The sequence below is a fragment of the Streptomyces sp. TAA486 genome (genome assembly GCF_000426165.1).
Map to the genome: position 1 here is coordinate 104254 of NZ_AUEV01000013.1, position 24001 is coordinate 128254.

Annotated in this window: 19 protein-coding genes; 12 read left to right on the forward strand and 7 right to left on the reverse strand. The window is 70.0% G+C overall.

Annotation, left to right across the window (positions count from 1 at the left end):
* Window positions 1-25 precede the first annotated feature (25 nt).
* Window positions 26-637, reverse strand: a complete 612-nt coding sequence (locus I004_RS0118020) for a hypothetical protein (protein ID WP_028436642.1) — start codon at window positions 635-637, stop codon at window positions 26-28.
* Between the two features lie 255 nt (window positions 638-892).
* Between I004_RS0118020 and I004_RS0118025 the strand changes: the two genes are divergently transcribed.
* Window positions 893-1309, forward strand: coding sequence for a CBS domain-containing protein (locus I004_RS0118025; protein ID WP_028436643.1), 417 nt, complete (start codon window positions 893-895; stop codon window positions 1307-1309).
* 147 nt (window positions 1310-1456) lie between these two features.
* Window positions 1457-1690 carry a hypothetical protein gene (locus I004_RS0118030; protein WP_028436644.1) on the forward strand — a complete coding sequence of 78 codons (234 nt, stop codon included), beginning with the start codon at window positions 1457-1459 and terminating at the stop codon, window positions 1688-1690.
* 175 nt (window positions 1691-1865) lie between these two features.
* Here I004_RS0118030 and I004_RS0118035 read toward each other — a convergent pair whose 3' ends face one another.
* Entirely contained in the window at window positions 1866-2342 is a 477-nt protein-coding gene (locus I004_RS0118035) for a phospholipase (RefSeq protein WP_028436645.1), read from the reverse strand.
* Between the two features lie 106 nt (window positions 2343-2448).
* On the reverse strand, window positions 2449-3735 hold the full coding sequence (locus I004_RS34620; RefSeq protein ID WP_158677049.1) for an MFS transporter: 1287 nt from the start codon (window positions 3733-3735) through the stop codon (window positions 2449-2451).
* Window positions 3736-4916: 1181 nt separating this feature from the next.
* Here I004_RS34620 and I004_RS0118045 point away from each other — a divergent pair.
* The 4 genes from I004_RS0118045 to I004_RS34625 all read left to right on the forward strand — a co-directional run bounded on the left by I004_RS0118045 (window position 4917) and on the right by I004_RS34625 (window position 11990).
* On the forward strand, window positions 4917-5120 hold the full coding sequence (locus I004_RS0118045) for a hypothetical protein (RefSeq protein ID WP_028436646.1): 204 nt from the start codon (window positions 4917-4919) through the stop codon (window positions 5118-5120).
* 279 nt (window positions 5121-5399) lie between these two features.
* Complete coding sequence (locus tag I004_RS0118050; RefSeq protein WP_028436647.1) at window positions 5400-6206, forward strand: HlyD family efflux transporter periplasmic adaptor subunit; 807 nt, start codon at window positions 5400-5402, stop codon at window positions 6204-6206.
* Between the two features lie 425 nt (window positions 6207-6631).
* Entirely contained in the window at window positions 6632-8749 is a 2118-nt protein-coding gene (locus tag I004_RS0118055; RefSeq protein WP_486580112.1) for an NHLP family bacteriocin export ABC transporter peptidase/permease/ATPase subunit, read from the forward strand.
* Window positions 8750-9158: 409 nt separating this feature from the next.
* A complete protein-coding gene (locus tag I004_RS34625) occupies window positions 9159-11990 on the forward strand; it encodes an NHLP bacteriocin export ABC transporter permease/ATPase subunit (protein WP_078511423.1) in 2832 nt (943 codons plus the stop codon).
* 38 nt (window positions 11991-12028) lie between these two features.
* Here I004_RS34625 and I004_RS0118065 read toward each other — a convergent pair whose 3' ends face one another.
* The gene (locus I004_RS0118065; protein WP_028436649.1) at window positions 12029-12613 is read right to left on the reverse strand and encodes a dihydrofolate reductase family protein; all 585 of its coding nucleotides are present in this window, start codon (window positions 12611-12613) and stop codon (window positions 12029-12031) included.
* Window positions 12614-12828: 215 nt separating this feature from the next.
* Here I004_RS0118065 and I004_RS0118070 point away from each other — a divergent pair, with 215 nt between their 5' ends.
* The 3 genes from I004_RS0118070 (at window position 12829) to I004_RS0118080 (ending at window position 14502) form a co-directional block, all read left to right on the forward strand.
* Window positions 12829-13203, forward strand: coding sequence for a hypothetical protein (locus tag I004_RS0118070; RefSeq protein ID WP_028436650.1), 375 nt, complete (start codon window positions 12829-12831; stop codon window positions 13201-13203).
* 282 nt (window positions 13204-13485) lie between these two features.
* A complete protein-coding gene (locus I004_RS0118075) occupies window positions 13486-13923 on the forward strand; it encodes an SSI family serine proteinase inhibitor (RefSeq protein WP_028436651.1) in 438 nt (145 codons plus the stop codon).
* A 192-nt stretch (window positions 13924-14115) separates the two neighbouring features.
* Window positions 14116-14502: a VOC family protein gene (locus I004_RS0118080; RefSeq protein ID WP_028436652.1), complete on the forward strand. Its 387-nt coding sequence runs from the start codon at window positions 14116-14118 to the stop codon at window positions 14500-14502.
* A gap of 76 nt (window positions 14503-14578) precedes the next feature.
* Here the strand turns inward: I004_RS0118080 and I004_RS34630 are convergent, their stop codons facing one another.
* Together I004_RS34630 and I004_RS0118090 are read right to left on the reverse strand one after the other, a co-directional pair.
* Complete coding sequence (locus I004_RS34630) at window positions 14579-16753, reverse strand: MFS transporter (RefSeq protein WP_486580114.1); 2175 nt, start codon at window positions 16751-16753, stop codon at window positions 14579-14581.
* A gap of 104 nt (window positions 16754-16857) precedes the next feature.
* Window positions 16858-20064 carry a hypothetical protein gene (locus I004_RS0118090; protein ID WP_028436653.1) on the reverse strand — a complete coding sequence of 1069 codons (3207 nt, stop codon included), beginning with the start codon at window positions 20062-20064 and terminating at the stop codon, window positions 16858-16860.
* Between the two features lie 229 nt (window positions 20065-20293).
* Here I004_RS0118090 and I004_RS34635 point away from each other — a divergent pair, with 229 nt between their 5' ends.
* The 3 genes from I004_RS34635 to I004_RS38260 all read left to right on the forward strand — a co-directional run bounded on the left by I004_RS34635 (window position 20294) and on the right by I004_RS38260 (window position 22790).
* On the forward strand, window positions 20294-21097 hold the full coding sequence (locus tag I004_RS34635; protein WP_028436654.1) for a GOLPH3/VPS74 family protein: 804 nt from the start codon (window positions 20294-20296) through the stop codon (window positions 21095-21097).
* Window positions 21098-21580: 483 nt separating this feature from the next.
* Window positions 21581-22441 carry a Scr1 family TA system antitoxin-like transcriptional regulator gene (locus I004_RS0118100; protein WP_028436655.1) on the forward strand — a complete coding sequence of 287 codons (861 nt, stop codon included), beginning with the start codon at window positions 21581-21583 and terminating at the stop codon, window positions 22439-22441.
* A gap of 139 nt (window positions 22442-22580) precedes the next feature.
* Window positions 22581-22790 (forward strand): DUF397 domain-containing protein, encoded by a 210-nt coding sequence (locus tag I004_RS38260; RefSeq protein ID WP_078511389.1) that lies wholly within the window; start codon window positions 22581-22583, stop codon window positions 22788-22790.
* Window positions 22791-22894: 104 nt separating this feature from the next.
* On the opposite strand, the gene I004_RS0118105 is transcribed toward I004_RS38260, so the two are convergent.
* Window positions 22895-23989 carry an ADP-ribosylglycohydrolase family protein gene (locus tag I004_RS0118105; RefSeq protein ID WP_051345174.1) on the reverse strand — a complete coding sequence of 365 codons (1095 nt, stop codon included), beginning with the start codon at window positions 23987-23989 and terminating at the stop codon, window positions 22895-22897.
* Window positions 23990-24001: the final 12 nt, after the last annotated feature.

Below are 24001 nucleotides of genomic sequence, written 5' to 3' on the forward strand. Positions count from 1 at the left end.
GATGCGGATGCGGCGCCGGGGCCGCCTAGGGGATGAACGCGGGCACACGTGGCGCGGGCGCCCTCGGCACGCTGGGGGCGAAGTCGGGCATCCCTCCGCGGTCCGTCGTGATGGGGACCCGCCTGTCCTTCTCCATGCCGGTTCCGGAACCGGACCCTGAGCCGCCGAATCCTGGGGCGTAGCCGGGTGCGTTCGTCGGCAGGACCTGCGAGGAGTAGGGAGGCGAGTAGGGGGACGAGTACGGGTAGCTGTACGAGGGCTGATGGAGGGGGACGCAGACGGGTTCGGGCGGCTCCGTGTCCTCGTACGTCTCCTTGAAGGTCTTCAGCCCTGTCCGCGGGTCCACCACGGTGGTGATCCTGGGCAGCGGCTTGAGGGGCTCGACCGGGTAGCAGATCTCGTCCGCCTCGTCGTCAGCGGCGGCCGAGGTCCGTGCGGGTGTGGGCGTGGGTGACGGAGGGGCGGACGGCTCCGAGCTGGGCGTGGGTGACGGCTCCGCGGAGGCCCGTGCCCCGGAACCGGCCTTCGCGGCCGTGTCTGACGCCCCGTCGTCCTGCATCGCCGCGTTGATGGCCCCACTGGCCACCATCGCGGCCGCCAGCCCGAGCCCGAAGGCCCACTTGGTCTCCTCGCGCATTCGCGCTCACCCCCGTATGCCTGAACCACGGTATGGGACGCGACGCACCGGCAACACGGGATTCCGTCCGGTTCCGGCCACCTTCCGAGGGGCGAACGGGCCGGTCCCCGGCTCCCACGCGCCCCTCGTACGCCGGGGTTTGAGTCCGCGGGGACGTGCTACCCGATCCGGCGACGGCGCGGTTCCTCCGGCCTCTGACGGCTGGACGCGAGGGACCCGCGCCGCCGCACGAATTCAGTCGTCCAGGAGTTTCACATGACTACGGCACGAGAACTGATGAGCCCCGGCGCCGACTGCGTCCAGACGGATCAGACGGCCGCCGACGCCGCCCGAATAATGTCCGAGGCCGGCGTCGGTTCCCTGCCCATCTGCGGTCAGGATGACAAGATCAAGGGCGTCGTCACGGACCGGGACATCGTCGTGAAGGTGATCGGCAAGGGACGCGACCCGCAGGCCTTCCCGGCGGGCAGCCTCAATCAGGAAGAGGCGGTCACGATCGGCGCGGACGACGACACCGAGGACGTCCTGGCCACGATGACGCGCCACAGGGTGCGCCGCCTACCGGTGATCGACGGGACCCGTCTCGTCGGCACGGTGACCGTCGCCGACGTGGCCCGGTCGCTGCCGAACGCCACGACCGGTGAACTGGTCGAGGCGCTCAGCGCCGACTGACGACACCGGCACGACCGACCACTGCTCACAGGACCGCACAGGCGCGGAGGCCGCCCGGCCGCACAGCGGCCGACGGCCTCCGCTTCGAAGCGGTCCGTCCGCTTCTCCACACCGTCAAGCCATCCACATCACCCGAGGAGCCATGCCATGGCCGTATGTGAGGTCTGCGGGAACGACTACGAATACGCCTTCGAAGTCCGGGCGGCAGGCGCGGTGCACACCTTCGACAGCTTCGAGTGTGCCGCGCAGAAGATGGCCCCCATCTGCGAGAACTGCGGGTGCCGCATCCTTGGGCACGGCCTGCAGGCCGGCGGGCGCTTCTTCTGCTGCGCCAGCTGCGCCCGCATGCAGGGGCGCATGGAACTGGCGGACAGCGTCTGATCCGCCCCGCGGAGGGATGCTCACGGTCGCCGCGCGGGACGTGCTGGCAGTGAGCGGATGACGAGAGTGCGCGGGACGCCGCAGCCACCGAGCGGCGTCCCGCGCACTGTTGCGCTGTGCCTCATCGAGGTACCTCTTCGCGGTACTTCGTCGCTGTGCCTCGTCCGGCGGTGCGTCAGCCGACCGGGCTGCCCTTCTTGACGCCCAGGATCACGACGGCCTGGTAATAGGTCCATGCGAGAGCGTTGCAGGACTGCTTCGTGGCGCCGTCGTATCCGGCGCAGACGCGCTTGAGATCTTCGTAGAAGGCGCTGTCGATGCGGGACTTGTTGGCCTCGAAGGTGCCCTGAGCCTTGTAGTTGCGGTAGCCGAAATCGTGCCTGATGCAGCCGTTCTCGAAGGGGAAACCGAACGGGTTGTCAGGGGATGAGGAGCAGACGTCCGTCGACCAGTCGAAGTTGTAGGCCGCCCATGAGCCCTGGTCCGCCCTGGCGGCAAGGAAGGCGTTCTGGCTTCCTGCATCGGTCTGGGTCCAGCTCGCGAGGACCTGGGGCTTGTCGGCCGGGTCCGCGACAGCGGTTGTGGCGGTGCCGATGACGGCGAGGAGACTTGCGGACGAAACAAAGACGCCCGCGGCGAGTCTTCGACGCATTTCTTACCTCCGTGGGGGGAGAGGTGGAGCAACATCGGAACTGTTGAAGCATGAGCATGACAGAACAAGCGCTTGCCAAATAGGCGCGTGCGCAGAAGTTTTGCGTTCAACGCAACTCGCCGGTAACGCCGTTGGGCGCTGTGGTACGGACGGTGCCGGGACGTACCACCGGTGCGAGCGCGGCGATGGCGAGGGACGCGAGCACCAGCACTCCGAGAGCGGCCGGAAGCCCGACGAGCGTCGCCAGCCCGCCTATCAGAGGCGGGACGAGCAACCAGCCGAGATTGCCTGCGAATCCGATCTGGCCCATCGCCGGCGCGGGATCGCGAAGCGCACCCGCGGCAGTGAAGGCACCGGGGAAGACAGCGCTGATCCCCGCGCCCGCGACGACGAACGCCGCCAGCGCCACCGCCGGAATCCCGAGCAGCAGGGCCGCGGCCAGCACGGCGGCGCAGCACAGCGTGCCGGCCCGGATCAGCCGCACCCACCCGAATCGGTTCACGAGCCGGTCGTTGAGGAGCCGCGTCACGACGCTGCCGGCGCTGAAGGCGGCGTAACCCGCGGCGGCCGTGGCCGCGTCGGCACCGATGTGACGCAGATACACACCGCTCCAGGACGCGGGGGCGTCCTCCACGAGCGCGGCAAGGAAGATCGTCACGGCGAGCAGCAGCACGGTGGTCGAACGGCGCCGCACGCCCGGGGACTTCACCGGCCTCCCCTGCCGATCCTCGGCGGCCGCTTCCACGACCGGGTGCGTGCGGCTCTCTTCTGGGCCGCCGCACCCGGGACCGCCTGCCCCATCGACGAGTCCCCCGTCCGGCAGCAGCCCGCACGCCGCCACCGCCGAGAGCGCGGCGAGGACGGCGGCCATGACGGCGAACTGCGCGGCGAGCGACAGGCCGAGGGAAACGGTGGCGACCCCGGCCAGCCCTCCCGCGACGGCGCCGATGCTGCGGATGGCGTGCATCGAGTTGAGCACCGTGCGCCCGTACCGGCGCTGCACGACAACGGCTTGGGCGTTCATGGCCACGGACGTGCACCCGTCGGCGGCGCCCAGCAACACCAGCACCGCCATCAAGGTCCACTCCGACGGTGCGGCCGGGACGAGAGCCAGGGGCACGCACAGCGACACCGGCGCCGACGCGCTGACCGCGCGGCTGCCCAGCCGGTGCACCAGCAGCCCGCCCGCCTGACTGCCGGCCAGCGCCCCCAGGCCGGGGCCGGCCATCACCAGACCCAACATGCCTGGCGACAGCTGGAGTTGGTCCTGGACGGCGGGCACACGGGCGGCCCACGACGCGAAGACCGCGCCGTGCACGAAGAAGACGGCCGAGACGGCGGCACGCGCCCGGCGCACGGACGGGGGCAGAGTCGGAGGACTGGTCGGTCGCACCGGGCGGCTCCGCTTCCATGACGGCTCTGGCTGACCTTCCCCAGTACACACGGGAACCCGCGCTCGAACGACCCTTGGCAGCAGTTCCGTTCCGGAAAGACCGAGGCCCCGGGGGAGGAACCCGGGGCCTCGATCGCCAACGTGGGGAAGGCCCACGACCAGCCTGCACCCGTTCAACGAAGACGGACTTGATTCGTCACGGTTCTGCACGGCTCTCCGATTTCCTGGACTTTGTCCCACTCGCGGGATATAAAGCCGGCCCCCTCCACCCCGGGGGCGATCGCGGGCCAAAGCCGCACAGCACGTCACCGGCCGGGCCGGGCCCGGTAGATGCCGGTGCCGCCACGCCCCACGTCCCCTCGGCCGCGACCGTCCGCCTCTCGCCCCGGGACTGCCACCCCCGACGCGCGCCAGGCGTTCATCCACCGGACGCGAGCACCTCTACCCGACCGCCGAAAAGCCCCATTTGCGCACGGACCGGATCAGTTGCCTGACTTGCCGTCATGTCGCAGTGATCACAGGACACTTATGGATTCCACGGCCGGAACGGCTTGCGAGACCGGCCACGGTTCGGATGCGCACCCCGCGCGCATGTCTCAGCATTTGAACGAGTCATTTCGCCCTTACCACTCCTTAGGCGCTCGTATTACGGGAGGACTGCGGTGCGAATTTCTCCCATTACCACGAGTCACCCCTTCTGCGGATCGCCTCAACAGAGCCCCCATCCCCAGGTCAGACCTGCGCAGGCCGGAGCAAGTACTGCTCACCGAAACTGAATTCAGCGAACCTGCACAACTGGTCCTTAGGGACGGCACATGCCTCCTGGGATGTGCACTCGGACACACGGGAGCCGGTGAAGTTGGTGAGGGAATGTCCACTTGAGGATGCGTCAGCAACGAGACCGTGCGGACACGCCAGGAGTGACAAGTGAAGAGATCGCCACGAATTCGTGGACGCGACTACACCGCAACGAAGTTGAGTGGCCGTATCGGCGCCGGACGAGCACACGGGTGAGTGGCCGGGCAGCATGTACGCATGCTTTGATCGGGCCCTAGACGCGGAAGTTGAACGATTGGTTCCCGACGTCGGGCATCAGACGACCGCTCGTACGGCCGGACGGCTTTCCCCGGGCCGGCCGATGCTATTGAGAACACCAAAGCAAGCGAAGGGAAGCTCAACTCATGGACTTCATTGAGACCCGCGAGATTTCCGACAACGACCTCGACAACGTTTCGGGTGGCGTCCTGGGCTCGGTCGTCGGCACCGCTGTGAGCACCGCCGACTCCGTCGCCCCGGTTTCCGAGACCACCGACGCCGTGAACGGCGTTGCCTCCGGCCTGACCGGTGTCGACACCTCCCAGGTCACGGGCCTCGCCGGTCTCTGAGGCGAAGGTCGCGTCCGAGCGGCCGGGCCAGCAGTGCACAGCCCGTCCCGCTCGGAGCATCCGAATCCCAGTGGGGTGAACGTGAGCCCCGGAACCCCCTTGTTCCGGGGCTTACGGATGCGTCCGGGGACAGTTGTGGAACACTCGTGGCCCTTGTCCCCGAATTGGCGTCGGCGGCCGAGCGCCGGACCGCTCCACCGACGAACCCGGTGTACCGCCCGCCGCCCCGAAGGAAGCGTCATGCCTGAAAGCGACGAACGCAGTTGAGGGAATAGCCCCGTGCAGTTCCGCCAGAAGGCGTTTTCCAAGCTGCAGTCCCCCGAGGAACTCGACCTGCCTGTGCGCTACGCGCGCCCGCAGGGCTGGCTCGTGCTGCTCGTGACCGTTCTCGTCATGGCGGGAGCGGGCTACTGGGCTGTCACCGGCAAGGTCTCCGGGAAGCTGGACGCGCCCGGTGTCCTCACCCACGCCAAGGGCAGCTACGTGCTGCAGAGCCCCGTCGCGGGCCAGGTCGTGCAGGTGCTGGCCGAGGAAGGCCGCATGCTGCCGGCCAACACTCCCGTGCTGAAGGTGCAAACGGACCGCGGGTACCGGGCAGTTCGCACCGTGTCCGCCGGCCGCATGACATCGCTGACCGCGAAGATCGGCTCCGTGATCGCCCCCGGCAAGGATGTGGCGACCGTCGAGCGTGTGGAACGGGCGGACGAGCCGCTCGTGGCCATGCTGTACGTGCCGGGCAGCAGCGGTTCCACGGTCTCCCCCGGAGCCGCCGTCGACCTGACCGTCCAGTCCGCGCCGACGGACGAGTACGGCGTGCTGCGGGGCCGCGTCAAGGCCGTCGGCAGGGCCGCCCAGACGCGCCAGCAGGTCACCAGCTTCCTCGGCAACGCCCAGCTCGGTGCCGAGTTCACCAAGGACGGCCAGCCCGTCGCGATCATGGTGGCGCTGGACGAGTCGGCGACGACGAAGTCCGGTTACAGATGGTCCTCGGAGAAGGGCCCGCCCTACAAGATCGACTCCATGACGATCGCCGAAGGCGCGATACATCAGCCCTCGGAGCGTCCCATCGATTGGCTGCTCCCGTGAGCCGGCGGCAGAAGGCCGCCAAGGAGCCGCGCACGAGCGCCGCGCGCCTGAAAGCGGCGCGCACCGAGGCGGAGCGTTCCCAGAAGGCGCGATCCCAGAAGGCACGTTCCCAGAAGGCGCGCGCCGAGGCTCCGCGTTCCGAAGCGCCGCGCTTCCCGAAGACACGCACCGAAGCGCCGCGTTCCCAGAAGGCACGCGCCAAGGACGCACGTCCCAAGAAGGCACGCGCTCCCGAGCCTGACGACACCGGCGAGAACCGGCTGCCGCCCCCCGGCCGCAGGAAGCACCGCCCCGAGACCGGCAAGAGCGGCAAGTCCGGCGCGAAGAGCAGCGGCAAGCACCGTACGGGCGCCGCCCGGCGTAGCTCGCCGCAGCAGATACCGAAGCCCCAGTACAAGTCGGTACGCACACCGACCGTGCTGCAGATGGAGGCCGTGGAGTGCGGCGCCGCCGCCCTGTCCATGGTCCTCGGCTACTTCGGCCGGCACGTCCCCCTCGAACAGCTGCGCATCGCCTGCGGCGTCTCCCGCGACGGCTCGCGCGCCAGCAACCTCCTGAAGGCGGCCCGCAGTTACGGCCTGACCGCCAAGGGCATGCAGATGGAGCCCGCGGCCCTCGCGGAGGTGCCCGGACCCGCCGTCCTCTTCTGGGAGTTCAACCACTACGTCGTCTACGAGGGGATGGGACGCCGCTTCGGCAAGCGCGGCGTGCACATCAACGACCCCGACAAGGGCCGCCGCTTCGTCCCGCTGGACGAGTTCGACACCAGCTTCACCGGCGTCGTCCTCACCTTCGAACCCGGTGAGGACTTCCGCCGCGGCGGCAAGCGCCCCAGTGCCATGAGCGCCATGCCGGCGAGGCTTCGCCGCACCACCGGCACGATGCTGGCCGCGCTGCTCGCCAGCCTCCTGCTCGTCGGGGTGGGTGCCGCGGTGCCGGCGCTGAGCCGCACGTACATCGACATGTTCCTCATCGGGGACCAGACGTCGCTCCTGGGCGTGCTGTTCGCCTCGATGGGCGCCATGGTCGTGCTCACCGCCGCGCTGACCGCACTCCAGCAGGCGAATCTGCTGCGTGGGCGCATCATCTCCTCGACGCTCAGCAGCGCACGCTTCTTCCGGCATCTGCTGAGGCTGCCGGTCACCTTCTTCGCGCAGCGCAGCCCCGCCGACCTCGTGCAGCGGCTGCAGTCCAACGACACCGTCGCCGAGACGCTCTCCCGCGACCTAGCCGCCGCGGGCGTGGACGCGATCGTCGTCATCCTCTACGCGGTGCTGCTGTGGACGTACGACCCCCAGCTGACCGTCATCGGTGTGCTCATCGCGCTGCTGAACCTCGTCGCGATGCGCGTGGTGATCCGGCTGCGCGCCACCGGCACGCAGAAGCTCCGCGCGGACACCGCGCGCCTCACCAACACCTCTTACACCGGCCTGCAGTTGATCGAGACGATGAAGGCCACCGGCGGAGAGAACGGGTACTTCCGCCGCTGGTCCGGGCAGCACGCCACCACCCTGGAGGAGCAGCAGAAGCTCGGGGTGCCCACGGCCTGGCTCGCCGTCGTCGCGCCCACACTCGCGACGCTCAACAGCGCGATGATCCTCTGGATCGGCGGCATGCGCGCGGTCGAGGGCCACATCTCCATCGGTCTGCTGGTCGCCTTCCAGGCGCTGGTGACGCGCTTCACCGCTCCCATCACGCGGCTCAACGGCGTCGCGGGACGCATCCAGGACTTCGCCGCCGACGTGGCCAGGCTGAAGGACGTGGAGAACTTCCCCGTCGACTCGCTCTATTCGCGGCGCGAGCCCATCGCCGACACCCGCCGGCTCAAGGGCCATGTGTCGCTCGAGAGCATCACCTTCGGCTACAGCCCGCTCGACAAGCCGCTGCTCACGGACTTCTCCCTGTCGGTCGGACCGGGCCGGCAGGTCGCCCTCGTCGGCGGCTCCGGCAGCGGCAAGTCCACCGTCTCCAGGCTCATTTCGGGTCTCTACAGCCCGTGGGAGGGAGTGATCCGCATCGACGGGCAGCGGCTGGAGGACATCTCCCGCAGCGCGCTGGCCGCCTCCGTCTCCTTCGTGGACCAGGACGTCTTCCTCTTCGAGGGAACGGTGCGGGACAACGTGGCGCTGTGGGACCCGTCCATATCCGACGAGGCCGTCACGGCCGCCCTGCGGGACGCCGCCGTGCTCGACGACTTCACGCGACGTCCCGGCGGCATCCACAGCCGCGTCGAGCAGGACGGACGCAACCTCTCCGGCGGGCAGCGGCAGCGCCTCGAGATCGCCCGCGCGCTGGTGCGCCGGCCGAGCATCCTCGTGCTGGACGAGGTGACGAGTGCGCTGGACGCCCAGACCGAGCAGGTCATCATCGACAACCTGCGGCGGCGCGGCTGCGCGTGCGTCGTCATCGCACACCGGCTGAGCACGGTCCGCGACAGCGACGAGATCGTCATGCTGGACCACGGCAGCGTCGTCGAACGCGGGCGCCACGAGGACCTGGTCGCCCGCGGCGGTCCGTACGCCGAACTGGTCAAGGAGCACTGACGTGGCATCCGGCGACGGCTCCGCACGGAACCCGCGCACGACCGGGCAGGACACCGGCTCGTGGCAGGCGGGCCAGTGGAACCCGGGCTCCTTCGGCACGGCCGAGGAGAGCGAGCACACCCCGCCGTACGGCACCCCGAGGCCGCAGAACGGCGCCCACGACACCGGTCGGCAACAGCCTGTGGGCCAGGGCAGCGGCTCGTACGCCAATCCGTACGACACGGGCTCGTACGACACCGGCTCGTACGACACGGGCTCGTACGACACCGGCGGGCACGGCACTCCCCCGTACGGCACGAACTCGTACGAGACCGGCGAACACCCGGCTCCCGCCTACGACACCGGACAACACCCCACCGTCGCGGCGCCCGAGGCGCACCCCCAGGACCCGGTGACCGCCGCCTTCGGCATGCTCGGCGAGGGAGTCGACTGCGTCGGCATGCGCAGCCTGCCCCTCGAAGGGCCCCACGTGCTGTGGCTGGTGACCGCCGGAGCCATGGACCTCTTCGCCGTCGACGCGGTTCAGCAGGGCCACTGGCACTTCCTCGGCAGGCTGGAGCCCGGCACCCTCCTCCTCGGCCCGATCGAGGGCACCCAGCACACACTGGTCGGCAGGCCGCTGCGGGAGTGCGGGCTGCGCCGCATCGAACTCCGCGAACTGCACAGGCCCGAGTACAGCAGCGTCTCCGCCCACTTCCAGGGCCACCCGGGCTGGGACCAGACGCAGACGCCGGCCGAGGGCATCGCGGCTCTGCCCCACACCCCGCTCGACAACGCCTTCGCCATGGGCATCGGACGCAGCCTCCGGGTGCTGTTCGAGGCGCCGCTCGACGGCGAGGTCACCCCGGACGCCGTTCACCCGGGCACCGGTTACGGCCAGGACGACGACGAGATCCTCTGGATGCACGTGGATCCCCGGAGCGTCCAATACGGGGCCGAGTTCAGCCAGGAGGCCGCGTCCCAGCTGCTCGTCGACGGCGTGATGTGGCAGCGCATGGTCGACCAGCAGTTCCGGCTGCTCTCCGCCCTCGACCGCTGGATCGAACGGCTCGAACGCGCGCACGAGGACCGTACGGCCGCGGGCATCGAAGCCGGCGAGACCGTGCGCGCCCAGGCCGACCAGGCGCTGCTGGCCTCCATCAACACCACCGGCAAGGGCTCCTCCGGCTCCTCGTCCGCGAACGACGACGCGACGCTCGTCGTCGCCCGCAAGGCCGCCGGCGCCGCGGGCATCGAGCTCTCCGCACCCGCGCAGGGCCGCGCCGTCAACGACCGTACGAATCCGGTCGAGCGCATCGCCCTCAGCTCACGCGTCCGGACCCGGGTGGTGAAACTCCAGGGCCGCTGGTGGCGGGAGAACACCGGGCCGCTCGTGGGCCACAAGGCAGGGTCCGGGGACCCGGTGGCGCTGCTGTGGCGACGCGGACGGTACGAGGCGGTGGACGCGGACGGCGCGCGCATCAGGATCCGCAAGTCACGCGTCGAGGAGTTCGAGCCGCGTGCCGTGATGTTCTACCGGCCGCTGCCCGAAGAGCCCATGAACGCATGGCAGTTGCTGCGCTTCTGCCTGGGCGGTACCCGCATGGACCTGCGGAACCTGCTCCTCGGCGGGCTCGTGGCGGTCGGCCTGGGCGCGCTGGTGCCGATCGCGACGGGGCAGGTGCTCGGAGAGTTCGTGCCGAACGCCGAGACCAGCCTCATCAAGCAGGTCTCCCTGGCGATCGTGCTCAGCAGCATCGTCTCGGCCGCCTTCATGCTGCTGCAGAACAACTCCATCCTGCGCATGGAGGGACGCGTCGAGGCGGCGCTGCAACCCGCCGTCTGGGACCGGCTGCTGCGGCTGCCCACGAAGTTCTTCGCGGAGCGCTCCACGGGTGAACTGGCCAGTGCGGCCATGGGGATCAGCACCATGCGGCGCGTGCTGTCCGGCGTCGGGCCGGTGGCCGTGCAGGCGTGCACGATCGGCTCGATGAACCTGGTGCTGCTCCTCTTCTACAGCGTTCCGCTGGCCCTGATGGCAGTCGGACTGCTCGTCGTCATCGCGGGGGCGTTCGTCGCGATGGGAATCTGGCAGCTGCGCTGGCAGAGCAAACTGGTCGACCTCAACAACAAGCTCAACAACATGTCGTTCCAGACGCTGCGCGGGCTGCCGAAGCTCCGCGTCGCCGCCGCCGAGAGCTTCGCGTACGCGGCGTGGGCACGGGAGTTCGCGCGCAGCCGTGAGCTCCAGCAGCGCGTCGGCCGGATCAAGAACCTCACCACGGTCCTCAACTCGGTCTATCTGCCGCTCACTTCGCTCATCCTGTTCATGCTGCTGGCGGGCCCGGCCCGGGGCAGCCTGTCCTCCAGCGGCTTCCTCACCTTCAACACCGCCGTCACGATGATGCTGACGTCGGTGACCCAGCTGACCAACTCGCTGATCTCCGCCGCCGCGGCACTGCCGATGTTCGAGAAGGTCAAGCCCGTGCTGCATGAGCCCACCGAGGTGCGCGGCGGCAGCTCGCAGCCCGGCGAACTCACCGGCGAGATCGAGGCCCGGCAGCTGTCCTTCCGGTACAGCGAGGACGGCCCGCTGACGCTCGACGACGTCACGCTGCGCGTGGATCCCGGCGAGTTCGTGGCCGTCGTCGGGCCGAGCGGCTGCGGCAAGTCGACGCTGCTGAGGCTTCTCATCGGCTTCGAGAAGCCGAACTCCGGCAGCGTGCTCTACGACGGGCAGGACCTGGCCGCCCTCGACCAGGCGGCGGTGCGCCGGCAGTGCGGCGTCGTGCTCCAGAACGCGCAGCCGTTCGTCGGCTCGATCCTCGACTCCATATGCGGGGCGGAGATCTACTCGCACGACGAGGCGTGGGAGGCCGCGGAGATGGCGGGTCTCGCAGAGGACATCAAGCGCATGCCCATGGGGATGCACACGATCCTCTCGGACGGCGGAGCGGCCGTCTCCGGCGGACAGCGGCAGCGCCTGATGATCGCCCAGGCGCTCATCCGGCGGCCGCGCATCCTCTACTTCGACGAGGCGACGAGCGCGCTCGACAACGAGACCCAGCGCATCGTCACCGAGAGCACCCGCAAGCTGCAGGCCACGCGCATCGTGATCGCGCACCGGCTCTCCACCGTCATGGACGCCGACCGTGTGCTCGTCATGTCGCGAGGGCGGATCGTCCAGCAGGGGGCGCCCGCGGAGCTCCTGGCCGACACCTCAGGCGAGTTCCACGAGCTGGTCCGCCGCCAGATCAGCTGACCCTCCCCCACCGGGCCCGACGAAGGCACGGTGCCGGATCACCGCTTCCGGCTGTACCGCCTGACGAGGGCGCCGTTGCCGAACGTACGGACCGAGCCCAGCTCGAACTCCGTGAAGGCGAACCCCGACGCGAACATCGGCATGCCGGAGCCGAGGACCACCGGATAGGTCTTGAGCACCAACTCGTCGATCTCGTCCACAAGTTCACCGGCAAGCCCGGAACCGCCGCACAGATAGATCCCGAGCGGCCCCTCTTCCTCCTTCAGCGCACGGACCCGGCCCACCAGATCCTCCGAGATGATCTCCACTGCGGGGTCCGGCGACTTCTCGATGCTGCGTGAGGCGACGTACTGACGCATGTGCGCGTACGGGCTGGTGACCTCGATCCCCAGCGCGAGGTCGTAGCTGACCCTGCCCTGGATGACGGTGTCGAACTGCTGGTTCTCCAGGTCGTCCAGGCCCAGCATCCGTCGACCATGCGTCGGCATGGTCTCGGGGAACTCCGCCTTGAGGTACTCGAGGAACTCCTCGTCCACGTACTCGGTGAAGAACTGCGCCTCACCGTCGGGCCTTCCGATGAAGCCGTCGATCGAGACGGCGATGAAGTAGGTCAGCTTCCGCACGGAGGTCCCCCTGTCATGGACGGTGACGTCGGCCGCGCGCCCACGCTCCCGTCCGCTCCGGGCCAGGCGTTCCCGGCCCCACTTCCGTACAGACTCGGGGATTGACACCGGTTCTTGACGTCCCGTGACCAACGTGTGATCGAACGAGGGCTCTCGTGGCAGTGAAGCGACCACGCGGACGGTGTCCCCGCACGGCCGTCGGGTGTTGCTCCGGCATGGGAAACACGTCATTCATCGTTCTGAGGACCGCACGAGGCGACGTACTCGGGCTCGGAGAACCCCGCACACAGTTCGCGGAACTGACCGGCGCCTACTGGCTGGAGCCGATCTACGCCGGACTCGCGAACGAATGGAACCGCCAGGGCAGGACCGTTCCAGGAGCACCGCGGGAACACCGTCGGGTCCTGCCGGACGGTTCCTTCGGGCCGGACGAGCCCGGACCCGGCGACGAGCCGCACTCACCGGAGAGCCCTGAGGTCCGGCAGGTCGTTCCCGGCCCGCCCCACGACACCCTCCGCCCCAAGGGCCCGCTCCCCGGCGCCCTCGGCTACAGCCGTCCGGCACCCCTCGTCACCGACGCCTCCGAGTGAGGGAACGCCTGCCCGCACGGGCTCGGGAGGGCGGCCGGGGACCGAGAGGCGGCCCGGATCCATCCGCCTCCGTTCGATCCGTCCATATGCGGTCCCTTGTAACTCGTTCCGGTCAACGTGCGGCCCCGAGCGCGACGGGTGCCCCCTCCGGCGCGTTGGCGGACCAAGGGGCCCACCGGACCGGCAGCCCGCCCGCCGGCCCGTGATACCGCCCTTTCGTCGCTCGTACCGACCCGCTCGCGTTCCCCTCGTCCCTCCCCTACCGGTGTCCAGGAGTCCACGATGCTGATCCGCCGCCTCGCCCTCGCCGCCACCGCACTGACGTCGGCCCTGACCGTCACCACCCCCGACGCGTTCGCCGACGTACGCCACGGACAGGTCGACCACCTCACGGTCACCATCGCCGAATCCGGCAGTGCCACCACTGACGGCACCTCCGAGCTGTACTGCCACCCCGCCGCGGGCGACCACCGCGACGCCGAGGAAGCCTGCGACGGGCTCGACGAGCTGACCGTCTGGGGCAAGGATCCCTTCGCCCCGGTGACCCCGGGCACGCGCTGCACCATGCAGTACGGAGGACCGGCGAGCGCACATGTCCGCGGCGTCTGGGCCGGGCGGCGCGTCGACGCCCACTTCAACCGCGAGAACGGCTGCGAGATGAAGCGGTGGGACGCCCTCGTGCCCCTGCTGCCACGCACCGGCATGCGCGTACCTTCGTGACCGGACTTCCGCGGCGTCGCCCGCGGGAGCCCCCTTCCGGCCGCGGGACTACGACGAAAGACCGACACCGATCCCGAAATCAACCGCGCCGGGTCTCCGTTGGAACCGGGAGCAAGGCAGGACAGGCGCGGCCGTGGCCGGCACCCATGGCTTCCGGCGCGCTGCCCGTACCGAGCGAATGGGGAGACACACATGGCCGTCCAGCTCAACCACACCATCGTCCACGCCACCGACAAGAAGGCGTCGGCCGACTTCCTCGCCGGCCTGCTGGGGCTCGAAGTGCAGCCGCAGTTCGGCCCGTTCCTTCCCGTCGTCGCCGCCAACGACGTGACGCTCGACTTCGCGGACGCCGGCGAAGGCGGCGTGACGCCGCAGCACTACGCGTTCCTCGTCTCCGAGGACGAGTTCGACGCCATCTTCGGCCGCATCCAGGACGCCGGACTGACCTACTGGGCGGACCCGTTCCGGCAGCACGCGGGCGAGATCAACCACAAGGACGGCGGCCGCGGCGTCTACTGGGCCGACCCGGACGGGCACTCCATGGAGATCCTCACCCGCCCTTACGGCAGCGGCAGCTGACACAGGCGCCCGCCGGCACCCCGGAGGCTCGTCCCCTCGTCAGCCTGACACTGCCACCGACGTGTCACTGCCGCCTTCAGCGCTCGGCCGCGCTGCCCAAGGGTGCCGGCCCGCTGCCGTCGCCCGTCCCGGCCGTCCCACCGAGGCCGACACTCCCGCTCGGACAGGTCGTACCGCGGGGCAGCTTGTAGGGCGCCGCCAGCCGGTACGTGCCTGGGCGCGGCGCCTCCAGCAGCGTCCAGGTGTCCGTCACCGGCTCCTCCTGGCCGGGCGGCGGCGGGCCGCCCACCTGCGGCCTGGCCTTGCGCACACAGCCCTCACGGTTCGGCTCCCCCGGCTTCGGAGCCTCGATGCGGCGGCCTTGCGAGTCGACCAGGCCCAGCCACGGCGACCACGGGATCCGCACGAGGACCGCTCCGCGCTGCCGCACCTTCACCCGCACCTCACCCGCGCCCGCATGCGTCACGCTCGCCGGAGGTTCCGCCATCGGCTGCGGATCGGCGACGCGGAAGAGCCGCCAGTGCACGCCGCTCCAGATCTCCTTCAGATACGGCTGCCCCCTGCGGACGATCTCGGCCTCCTCCTTGCCCGCACCGTCCGGGGGCGAGGACGGCAGCACCACGTAGTGCACCGCCCAGCGCCGCAGCCACTTGTGGTAACTCTCCGGCGTCAGATTGCCGTTCTCATAGAAGACCGGGTTGCGGTCGGTGTCGGCCTGCCTGTTCCAGCCGCGGGCGAGATTCACGTACGGAGCAAGTGCCGACGCCTCGCGGTGACTTCGTACGGGCACGACCTCCACCCGCCCGCGTGACGCGTCGACCCGCTTCAACTGCTGGACAAGGGGCCGTAGTTCACCCGTCCACGCGTCGTCCGGAGTCGTGGCGAAGACGTCGTAGGAGGGCTTGCCGATCTGCCAGCCGGCCGCGACGACCAGCGCGACGATCATCGCCACACCGCGGCGCGACCGCCAGTCGCGGACGATCAGCGGCGCGGCCGCGAGCAGGATCACCACCCCGAAGAGCAGGCTCAGGCGCTCCACGTTCGACCCCACCTGCGAGGGGATCATCCACGTGAGCACCGCGCCGGCCGCGTACACGAGCGCGCCGAGCCGCACGGTGCGCCACGAACGCGGCACGAGCAGATAGGCGGACACGGCGCCGGCGAGCGGGAAGAGCACCGACCACCACGGGATCGGCTGCAGCCCCTGGAAGGGGAAGAGGACCGACGAGAGCAGGACCACGACGGGCGGTGTGACCGCGAGCGAATAGGCAGCCTGCCGACGCCGGTCGAGGAAGAGGGCGGCCGCCACGACTTCGAGGAAGAGTCCCGCGACGGGGCTGCCCGTCGTCGCGAGCGCCGCCAGCAGGGCCGCGGCGGCCCCCCGCGCGATCCGCCCCTTGCCGGCGCTTCGCCACCAGCGTCGCGGCCAGGCCCACACCATGGCGACCGCGCCGAGCGCGAAGAGCACGCCGAGCGCGAAGGTCACACGGCCCGAGGCCGCGTTGCACGTGAAGGAGAAGGCACCCCACAGGGCGGGCGCGAGCGGCTTGCGCAGAACCCTCTGCAGAATCAGCGCCAGCAGACCGGAAGAAAGAATTCCGGCCAGTATCAGGGTGCTTCGCACCCCCAGCCACGCCATGAGATAGGGCGAGATCACGCTGTACGAGAAGGGGTGAAGCCCGCCGTACCAGGCAAGGTTGTAGGCCGAGTCCGGGTGCTCCCCGACGAACTCCGCCCACGCGTCCTGAGCCGCCAGGTCACCTCCGCCGCTGGCGAGAAGCCACAGCCACAGCAGATGCAGGACGGTCGCGAGCAGCACCGACGAGGCGACGGGATGGCGCAGCAGCTCCGCCGCCTGCCGCCGTACGGACCGAGGTGTGCGTTCCGGGGCGGGGCTGTGGGCCTGTTCCCCGTCGGAGCCCGGGTCGGGATGGCCGGGGCTCGGCGTCTCGCGCCCGGGCCCAACGGGGTCCGCGCCGCCGTCGACGTCGGCGCGTGTGTGCTGGTCGGCGGCGGTGTCGATTCCGGCGGCGGAGCGCGCCGCGCCGTCGTGCCCGTCCGAAGCCGGACGCGGGTCAGAGGCCGGATGGCGGGGGCGTGAGGGCGCACGGCTGCGGGTGCGGGTGGCTGTGCCGTCGCGGGCGACGGCGTCCGCCTCCCGCCTCGGCGCGGGCACGGTGCCGGTGTCCGTCCCGGTTCCGGGGACGGACGCGTCCCCGGGATTTATGCCGGCGTCGTCACCTTCCGGCATCTGCGGCTCCTGCACAGTCGGCACTGCGCTCTCTCCCCCGTACGGCTCGGCCCGCCCCACTCCTTTGTGAGCCGGGCCCTTCTCACCGGGTCATGGCACCCGGATCACAGGATCCTGGTCAACTTCGCTCCGAAGCCCGGCTCCGTCATGTCGTCCTTCAGCGTCACGGGCACCCTCACCTGGCCCGGCCCGTCGCCGATCGTCAGCGTGCCGGCCCTGTCGCCCGCCTTCCCCTCGTGCGGCAGTGCCTTGCCGCCGTCCGTGAGCCCGAGCTTCACCTTCAGACCGGACCAGCCGACGGCCGAGACGTCACGGGACGCGACCACGGGTGTCTTGCCGCCGAGTTGGTCGTCCACGTACCCGACGACCTCTCCCTTCTGCACCACCTTCTGCGCCCGCAGCGAGTCCTGGGCGGCGTCGATGAGCTTCTTGCTCTCCCGGAGCACCGTGTCGAGTATCGACGGCTGGTACTGCCCGAGCACGGCGCCGACGATCAGCTGTTCCGTCCCGCCGACCTTCTTCTCCGCGGCGAAGAGCAGGTTGCCGCCCGCCTTCGTCGTCGTGCCGGTCTTGATGCCGACGACCCCGTCGAGGGGGACGAGCTTGTTCCAGTTGCCGTGCTGGTCGCCCTTGGTGTCGGTGTAGCCGGGCATCCGGACGGTCTCGCGGAACAGGTCGATCCCCATCGCCTTCTTGGCGAGCTTCACCTGGTCACTGGCAGTGCTCACCGTGGACGCCGTCAGACCGCTGGGATCGGTGTACTTGGTGTTCTTCATCCCCAGGTCCTTGGCGGCCGCGTTCATCTTCTTCGCGAACGCCTTCTCCGAACCCGCGTCCCAACGGGCCAGCAGACGCGCCACGTTGTTGGCGGACGCGATCATCACCGCCTGCACGGCCTCCTGTTCGGAGAGCGTGTCGCCCTTCTTCACCTCGACGGTCGACTCGTTCTGGGCGCTCAGGCCGGCTTCCTTCTCCGCCTTCTTGTCGACGGGGATCTTCGCGCCCTTCGAGCCCTTCTTCACCGGGTGGTCGCGGAGGATGACGTACGCGGTCATCACCTTCGCCACGCTCGCGATGGGCACCGGCTTCTGCTTCCCGGACGTGCCGAACGACCCGAGGCCCTGCACGTCGAGCGCAGCCTGACCCTCGGACGGCCAGGGCACGGACGGCTTGGGCCCCTGGAAGTTGTGAGTCGGCGAGGCCGACAGCGACAACTCCGGTTCGGGCAGCGGCCGTACGGCCTGTGCGATGGCGAACAGGATCACCAGCAGCACCGCCAGCGGCGTCCAGATCTTGACCCGGCGCACGGCGGTGCGCAGCGGAGTCTCCGGTTTCGGAGGGGTGTTGGTCAGCTGGGCGAGCAGGTCGATCGGCGCCTGGTCGGGCCGCACCTGCTGCCGGGTCAGCTCGGCTTCGCTCAGCTTGGGCGCCTCGGCCTCCGGAGGCAGCGCACCCGCCGTGGGCCTGTCCTCGGGCTTCGGCGGCACGACGACGCCGGGCTCACGCGTCGGGCGCGGGGGCGCGTCGGCCGAGCGCAGCGGCACGAACTGGCTCGTGCGCTCCGAGTCCGACTCGGCGCCGGTCTCAGGCTTCGCGGGCCCCGGCTTCGCGGGCTTGGTCTTCCCGGACGGGCTCTTCCCGGACGGGGCGGCGGACTCCGGCTTCGCGGTCGCGGATCCGTCTTCGGACTCGGACTCGGTCCCGGGGTCGGCCTCGGTCCCGGGGTCGGCCTCGGTCCCGGGGTCGGCCTCGGTCCCGGCGTCGGCCTCGGTCGCGGCGTCGGCCTCGCCGTCGGTCTTCTTGCCGGCACCCTCGGGCCCCGGGAGAGGGGCGATCCGCGGATCTACGGGCCTGGCGGGCTTTGCGTCCGCATCCTTCTTGCCGTCCGCCGACGCCTTGGACCCGGCAGATCCGTCCTCATCGTCGCCGTCGGCTCGCTTGGGGGGCTCGACGGTACGGAAGGCGGTCGTCGGCTGGTCCACGCGGCCGCCGGTGCTCCCGCTCTCCTCGGCCGAGCCCTTCGGGCCGTCCGTCGCAGCGTCCGGCTGCACGGTGCGGAAGGCCGTCGTCGGCTGGTCCACCGGGCCCGCGGTCCTGCCCGTCCCCCCGGTCTCGTCTGCCGTGTCTGCCCTGTCGGCTGGTTCCCCGGCCTTGTCCGCCTTGTCGGCGGCATTTGCTGCCCTCGCGGACCGCTTGCCCTCCGCGGCCGCCTCCTTGCGCCCTCCGGACCCGTCGCCGGTCTCCTCCGGCTCCGCCTTCCCGGCGCCCGGCTCAGACTTCCCGGCGTCCGCCTCAGCCTTCCCGGCGTCCGCCTCAGGCTTCGCAACATCCGCCTTCGACCCACCCACGCCAGGCTCCGGTTTCCCCGCGCCCGGCTCCGGACCGGTCTCGCCGGTGCCGCGCTCGTCGTCGCCGGCGCTCCGACTCCGCTCCCGTTCCCCAGGGGAGTCCGCGGCGGCATCCGCCCCCTGGGCTTCTGCCGTTGCCTCTGCGGTTGCTTCTTCCTTCTCTTCTGCTTCTTCTGCTTTTCCGCCCGCTTCTTCGGTTTCCGACGGTTTACCCGAGCCGAAGAAGGCCGCCGTCATGCGCTCGGCCCGCCTCGCCGCCTCCTCGCTGTCCATCGCGGCCGCGGAGTCGTCATAGCCGGGTCGTACGGTCCTGAACATCGCCGTGGGGTGGTCGACCTCGTCGACCGCCCTCGCGGAGCTCTCAGCGCCGTCTGAGCCCTTTGAGACCGCCGATGCGGCAGACGCCTCCGAGTCGTCGTCGGACTTCGGGTGTCCGGGCACCTCGTCCGTCGGGATTTGGCTTGAATTCTTCTGCCCTGCGCCGGACTTCGCCGCTCCGGTCCCGGCACTCCCACCGGCCCGGCCGGCCTCGTCCGCCTCGGCCGTCCCGTCGCCGGACTCCTCGTCCGCACCGGCGACCCACGCCGCCACCGCGGCCTTCAACCGTGCGTCGCTGCGTCCGGCGCCACCGGACCCTGTTTCCGCTTCCGCGGTCCCATCGGTGCCGGAGTCCTCAGCGGCGTCGCTGTCACCGGTGGTGCCGACGGCTTCCGCTTCCGCTCCGGCCGCGTCGCTCGCGGCGTCCTCGGCGGGCGTCTCCGAAGCGTCTCCGGTGGCCTCTTCGCGGGCTTCGCCCGGGGCCTCGGCGGAGTCGACGCCGGCGGCGTCCGGCCGTTCCTCCGCCTTCCGTTCGCGCTTCTTCCGGGACTTCTTGCCGCCCCTGGGCGCAACCACCCCGCCGTCCGCAGTCGTCTCCCCCGACGACTCCTCGCGCTCCACCTTGTCGGGGGACTCGCCCGCCACCGATGCCTCCTGCTGATGAATGCTCGCCGCTCGCCGTAACAGTTAACAGTGTCCTGGCCGCCGCGCCCCCTATATCGCGCGGGGGCTCCGACAAGGTCACGGACAGGTCTCTCCGACCGTGCAGACGAGAACGACATACCTACTGGTTCCCGTCCATAACGCCCAGGCACCCTCGACAGACCATTGTGAGAGGGGTCACCCTGTCAGACATCCACGCGGGGAGGCATGGATGGGCAGGAGCCGCAGAACTATTCCGGAGGAGCTTCTGCTGCTGGCCTTGGACCCGGCCACGGGCACCACGGCACAGCCGCAGTCGCTTGACCTCGGCCTGGCCGGGGCCCAGCTCGTCGAGCTGGCTCTCGCAGGACGTATAGCCCCAGATGGGGACCGCATCGCCGTGGTGTTGCCACGGCCGACCGGAGATCCAACTCTGGACTCCGCACTGGAGTTGCTGCGAAGGCGTGGCAGTCCGGTGCGCGCCGTCCACTGGATCGGCGGGCCTCGATTGGGGCTTCGCCAAACCTATCTCACACACCTGGAGCGGTGCGGCATGGTGCATGCCGTATCAAGCCAGATGTGCGGGGTGTTGCCGACGACGCGCTACCAGGCGACGGAGACGACGATCAGCCGGGAGATCCGAACCCGGCTGGATGCCGCCATCCGTACCGGCGTGCCACCGGACCCGCGGACGGCGGCGCTCGCTGCGCTGGCCCACGCGGTCGGCCTCGGCAAGCACCTCTATCCCGGTAACGAGGGGCGCTCGTGCCGCTCTCGGCTCCGGGACCTGATAAGGCACGACCCGATGGGCGGTCTCGTCGCACACGCCGTGATGGATGTGCAGAACGGCGCAGGGGCGCAGCCCCGGCGTGCGGCGGGCAACGGCGCGGCCGGACCTCCGGCGACGCCGACCGCTCAGGGCGGTCATCCCCCGGCAGCGCGCGCGGGCGTACCCTCCGGGCACGTCCAGTCCAGGCAGGTGCCCGAGAAGGCACGGCCGAGTGTGGGCGGGATGGTCCGCGCCGGCGCACGCTGATCAAGGGGTGCGCGTGAGCGCACCCCGCGCAACCGGCACCGCTGCAACGCGCGTGCCGGGGCGGTGATGACGCGCGGGGTGGTGGTCAGGCTGTCGAAGGGGACAGCCGGACCACCACCCCGCGCGCATGCGTACGGGATGGACGAGGGCGTGCGGGAGGCAGGCGGGCAACCGCTCCCCACGTCCCCGAGCGGCGCCACAACTACCCTGATCTGCAAGGCCCTTGGCGGGCAAGAGGCGTGCACGGGGGTGTGCGGACCGTGCGCGTGTGCGCCCGGAGCGCGACGCCTCGTCCTCCGCGCCGCCCTGTCCTGCGAGCCGGAGCGCGCGCGTGGAATCCGCATCATGGCCGTGATCATGGCCGTGACCCGACCCGTCTGCGTGCCCGGCTCCGCACCCTCTGTTGCCATTCGCCAGCGAGATCGCTCACGGTGGTGGCAATCTACTTGAAAGTAGTCGTACTTACGCGGAGGTGCAGCCCCTGTGGCGTCCAACGTCAATCCCACCGTCCGACGCCGCCGTCTGGGCCAGGAACTGCGTCGCCTCCGCGAGTTGAAGAACATGACGGCCGAAGAGGTCGCGGACCGCCTGCTGGTCTCGCAGTCGAAGATCAGCCGTCTGGAGAACGGGCGCCGCAGCATCAGCCAGCGCGACGTGCGGGACCTGTGCGGTGTCTACGAGGTCGACGACAAGCGCATAGTCGAATCGCTGATGCAGATGGCCAAAGAGTCCCGTCAGCAGGGCTGGTGGCACGCGTTCGGGGACATCCCCTACAGCGTCTACATCGGCCTGGAGACGGACGCGGCCTCCCTGCGGGTCTACGCAGCGCAAGTTGTGCCGGGCTTGTTGCAGACGCAGGCGTACGCGCAGGCCGTTTGTCTGGGGGCACAGCCCGAGGTGTCGGCGGCGGACATCGAGAAGCGCGTCCAGGTGCGCATGCGCCGTCAGGAGCGGATCCACGACATGCGTCATCCGCTGCGACTGTGGGCGGTGCTCGACGAGTCGGCACTTCGCCGCCAGGTGGGCGGCCGGCAGACCATGGTCGAGCAGCTGGAACGGCTCAACGAGGTTTCCCAACTGCCACATGTGACGGTTCAGGTGATGCCCTTCTCGATGGGAGCACACCCCGGTGTCAACGGGCCATACGCCATCCTCGAATTCCCCGACGTCTCCGACTCGTCGGTGGTCTACCTGGAGGGCGTTACGAGCGACCTCTACCTGGAGAAAACGCACGACGTGCAGAGCTACAGCGTCATGTATGAGCATTTGCGCGCCGAAGCTCTCAACCCGGACCAGACACGCGAGTTCATCGAGAATGTGGCAAAGGACTATGCCAGTGACTGAGGGGCGGTGAGCGTACACCCTGCCCAAGAGCGCCGTGAAGAGTCCTTCGGAATATGCCATCCGGTCGAGTGAACGGCTTCTTCGCTTAGGGAAATCGAGGCGTACGGTCGCTCACCGGAGTCGAACAACCGGAGCAGACATGGCAATTCAGCAGGGAAACATGAACGAATGGATCAAGTCGAGCTACTCGATGAACGGGGAATGCCTCGAGGCGAAGTCCCCAACCCAGAGCGCGGTGGCAGTGCGTGACTCAAAGGTCCCGAACGGGCCATCGCTGAACTTCCCATCAAGTGCCTGGACGCGCTTCGTGGCAGGCGTGCGCGATGACGATTCCGTCCATCCCGGCTGATTCACCTCGGCCAGGAGCCAAGAGCCCTCTCGACCGGTCCGCCGTCCCTGCCGAGAGGGCTCTTCCCACGCCCGAAAGACGAGTTCCTACTAGATGAGGCGGGCTCAGGCCCTCGGGTAGCGGTTGAGCCACGCCTGGGAGGCTGCCCCCGGGGCGTGCAGCGCGGGCCCCTGAGTCATCTCCATCGCGAAGTCGTCGGCCAGTTCGAGCACCGTCGAGCGCCCCTCCAGCTCCGCGACCCACGCGGGCGGAAGCGCCGTCTCCCCGTGGATGGTGCCCAGAAGATTGCCGCAGACCGATCCGGTGGAATCGCTGTCGCCGCTGTGGTTCACGGCCAGCAGCAGCCCGTGCCGTACGTCCTCGGCGACGAGCGCGCAGTAGACGCCGATGGAGAGCGCCTCGTCCGCGGTCCACCCCTGGCCGAGCGACTCCACGCGCTCCGCGGAGGGCATGCCCTGGCGCACCGCGCCCAGCGCCCTCTTCAGGGCATTCGTCGTCTCCTCGTGGCCCGGCCGTGTGGCGAGCTGGGCCAGGGTCTTCTGCACGGCGTGGTCGAGGGAGTCCTTGCGCGCCAGGGCGTGGATGATCGCGGAGAACGCGCCCGCCGCCAGATAGCCGGTGGGGTGCCCGTGCGTCTGGGCGGCACACTCGACGGAGAGCTGGAAGACCAACTGCGGCTCCCAGCCCACCAGGAGCCCGAAGGGCGCGGAGCGCATGACGGTGCCGCAGCCCTTCGACTCGGGATTCTTGGGCATCTCGAGGGTGCCCATGCGCTCGTCCGCGAGTCCGCTGAGGCAGGCCTTGCCCGGGGAGCGCTGCGCGTACAGCCACTCCTCGCGTGCGAGCCAGCCGTCCTCCGTCTTGCGCTCGTCAGGACCCCAGTCCCGCTGCGTGGCGGCCCACCTGAGATAGGCGGCGTGCACGTCTGTGGGCGGGTGCCAGGCGCCCGTGTCCCGGCGTACGTGAGCGCGGATGAGGCCGTCGGTGGTGAAGAGCGTCATCTGCGTGTCGTCCGTGATGGCTCCGCGCCGGCCATAGGCAGGCACGTAGTCCGTCACTCCGGCGTCCCCGTGGGCCTGCCGGATCGCGCTCAGCGAGTCGAACTCGACGCCGGCCCCGAGCGCGTCACCGATCGCTCCGCCCAGTAGGCAGCCCCGCACCCTGCTGCGGAAATCCTGCTGCTCGGTGCGGCCCCACATGGCATCACCGCC

Coding starts and splice junctions, on each gene's coding strand:
- I004_RS0118020 (WP_028436642.1), bottom strand. CDS start 637: ATGCGCGAGGAGACCAAGTGGGCCTTCGGGCTCGGGCTGGCGGCCGCG.
- I004_RS0118025 (WP_028436643.1), top strand. CDS start 893: ATGACTACGGCACGAGAACTGATGAGCCCCGGCGCCGACTGCGTCCAG.
- I004_RS0118030 (WP_028436644.1), top strand. CDS start 1,457: ATGGCCGTATGTGAGGTCTGCGGGAACGACTACGAATACGCCTTCGAA.
- I004_RS0118035 (WP_028436645.1), bottom strand. CDS start 2,342: ATGCGTCGAAGACTCGCCGCGGGCGTCTTTGTTTCGTCCGCAAGTCTC.
- I004_RS0118045 (WP_028436646.1), top strand. CDS start 4,917: ATGGACTTCATTGAGACCCGCGAGATTTCCGACAACGACCTCGACAAC.
- I004_RS0118055 (WP_486580112.1), top strand. CDS start 6,632: ATGGAGGCCGTGGAGTGCGGCGCCGCCGCCCTGTCCATGGTCCTCGGC.
- I004_RS34625 (WP_078511423.1), top strand. CDS start 9,159: ATGCTCGGCGAGGGAGTCGACTGCGTCGGCATGCGCAGCCTGCCCCTC.
- I004_RS0118070 (WP_028436650.1), top strand. CDS start 12,829: ATGGGAAACACGTCATTCATCGTTCTGAGGACCGCACGAGGCGACGTA.
- I004_RS0118075 (WP_028436651.1), top strand. CDS start 13,486: ATGCTGATCCGCCGCCTCGCCCTCGCCGCCACCGCACTGACGTCGGCC.
- I004_RS0118080 (WP_028436652.1), top strand. CDS start 14,116: ATGGCCGTCCAGCTCAACCACACCATCGTCCACGCCACCGACAAGAAG.
- I004_RS34630 (WP_486580114.1), bottom strand. CDS start 16,753: ATGCCGGAAGGTGACGACGCCGGCATAAATCCCGGGGACGCGTCCGTC.
- I004_RS34635 (WP_028436654.1), top strand. CDS start 20,294: ATGGGCAGGAGCCGCAGAACTATTCCGGAGGAGCTTCTGCTGCTGGCC.
- I004_RS38260 (WP_078511389.1), top strand. CDS start 22,581: ATGGCAATTCAGCAGGGAAACATGAACGAATGGATCAAGTCGAGCTAC.
- I004_RS0118105 (WP_051345174.1), bottom strand. CDS start 23,989: ATGTGGGGCCGCACCGAGCAGCAGGATTTCCGCAGCAGGGTGCGGGGC.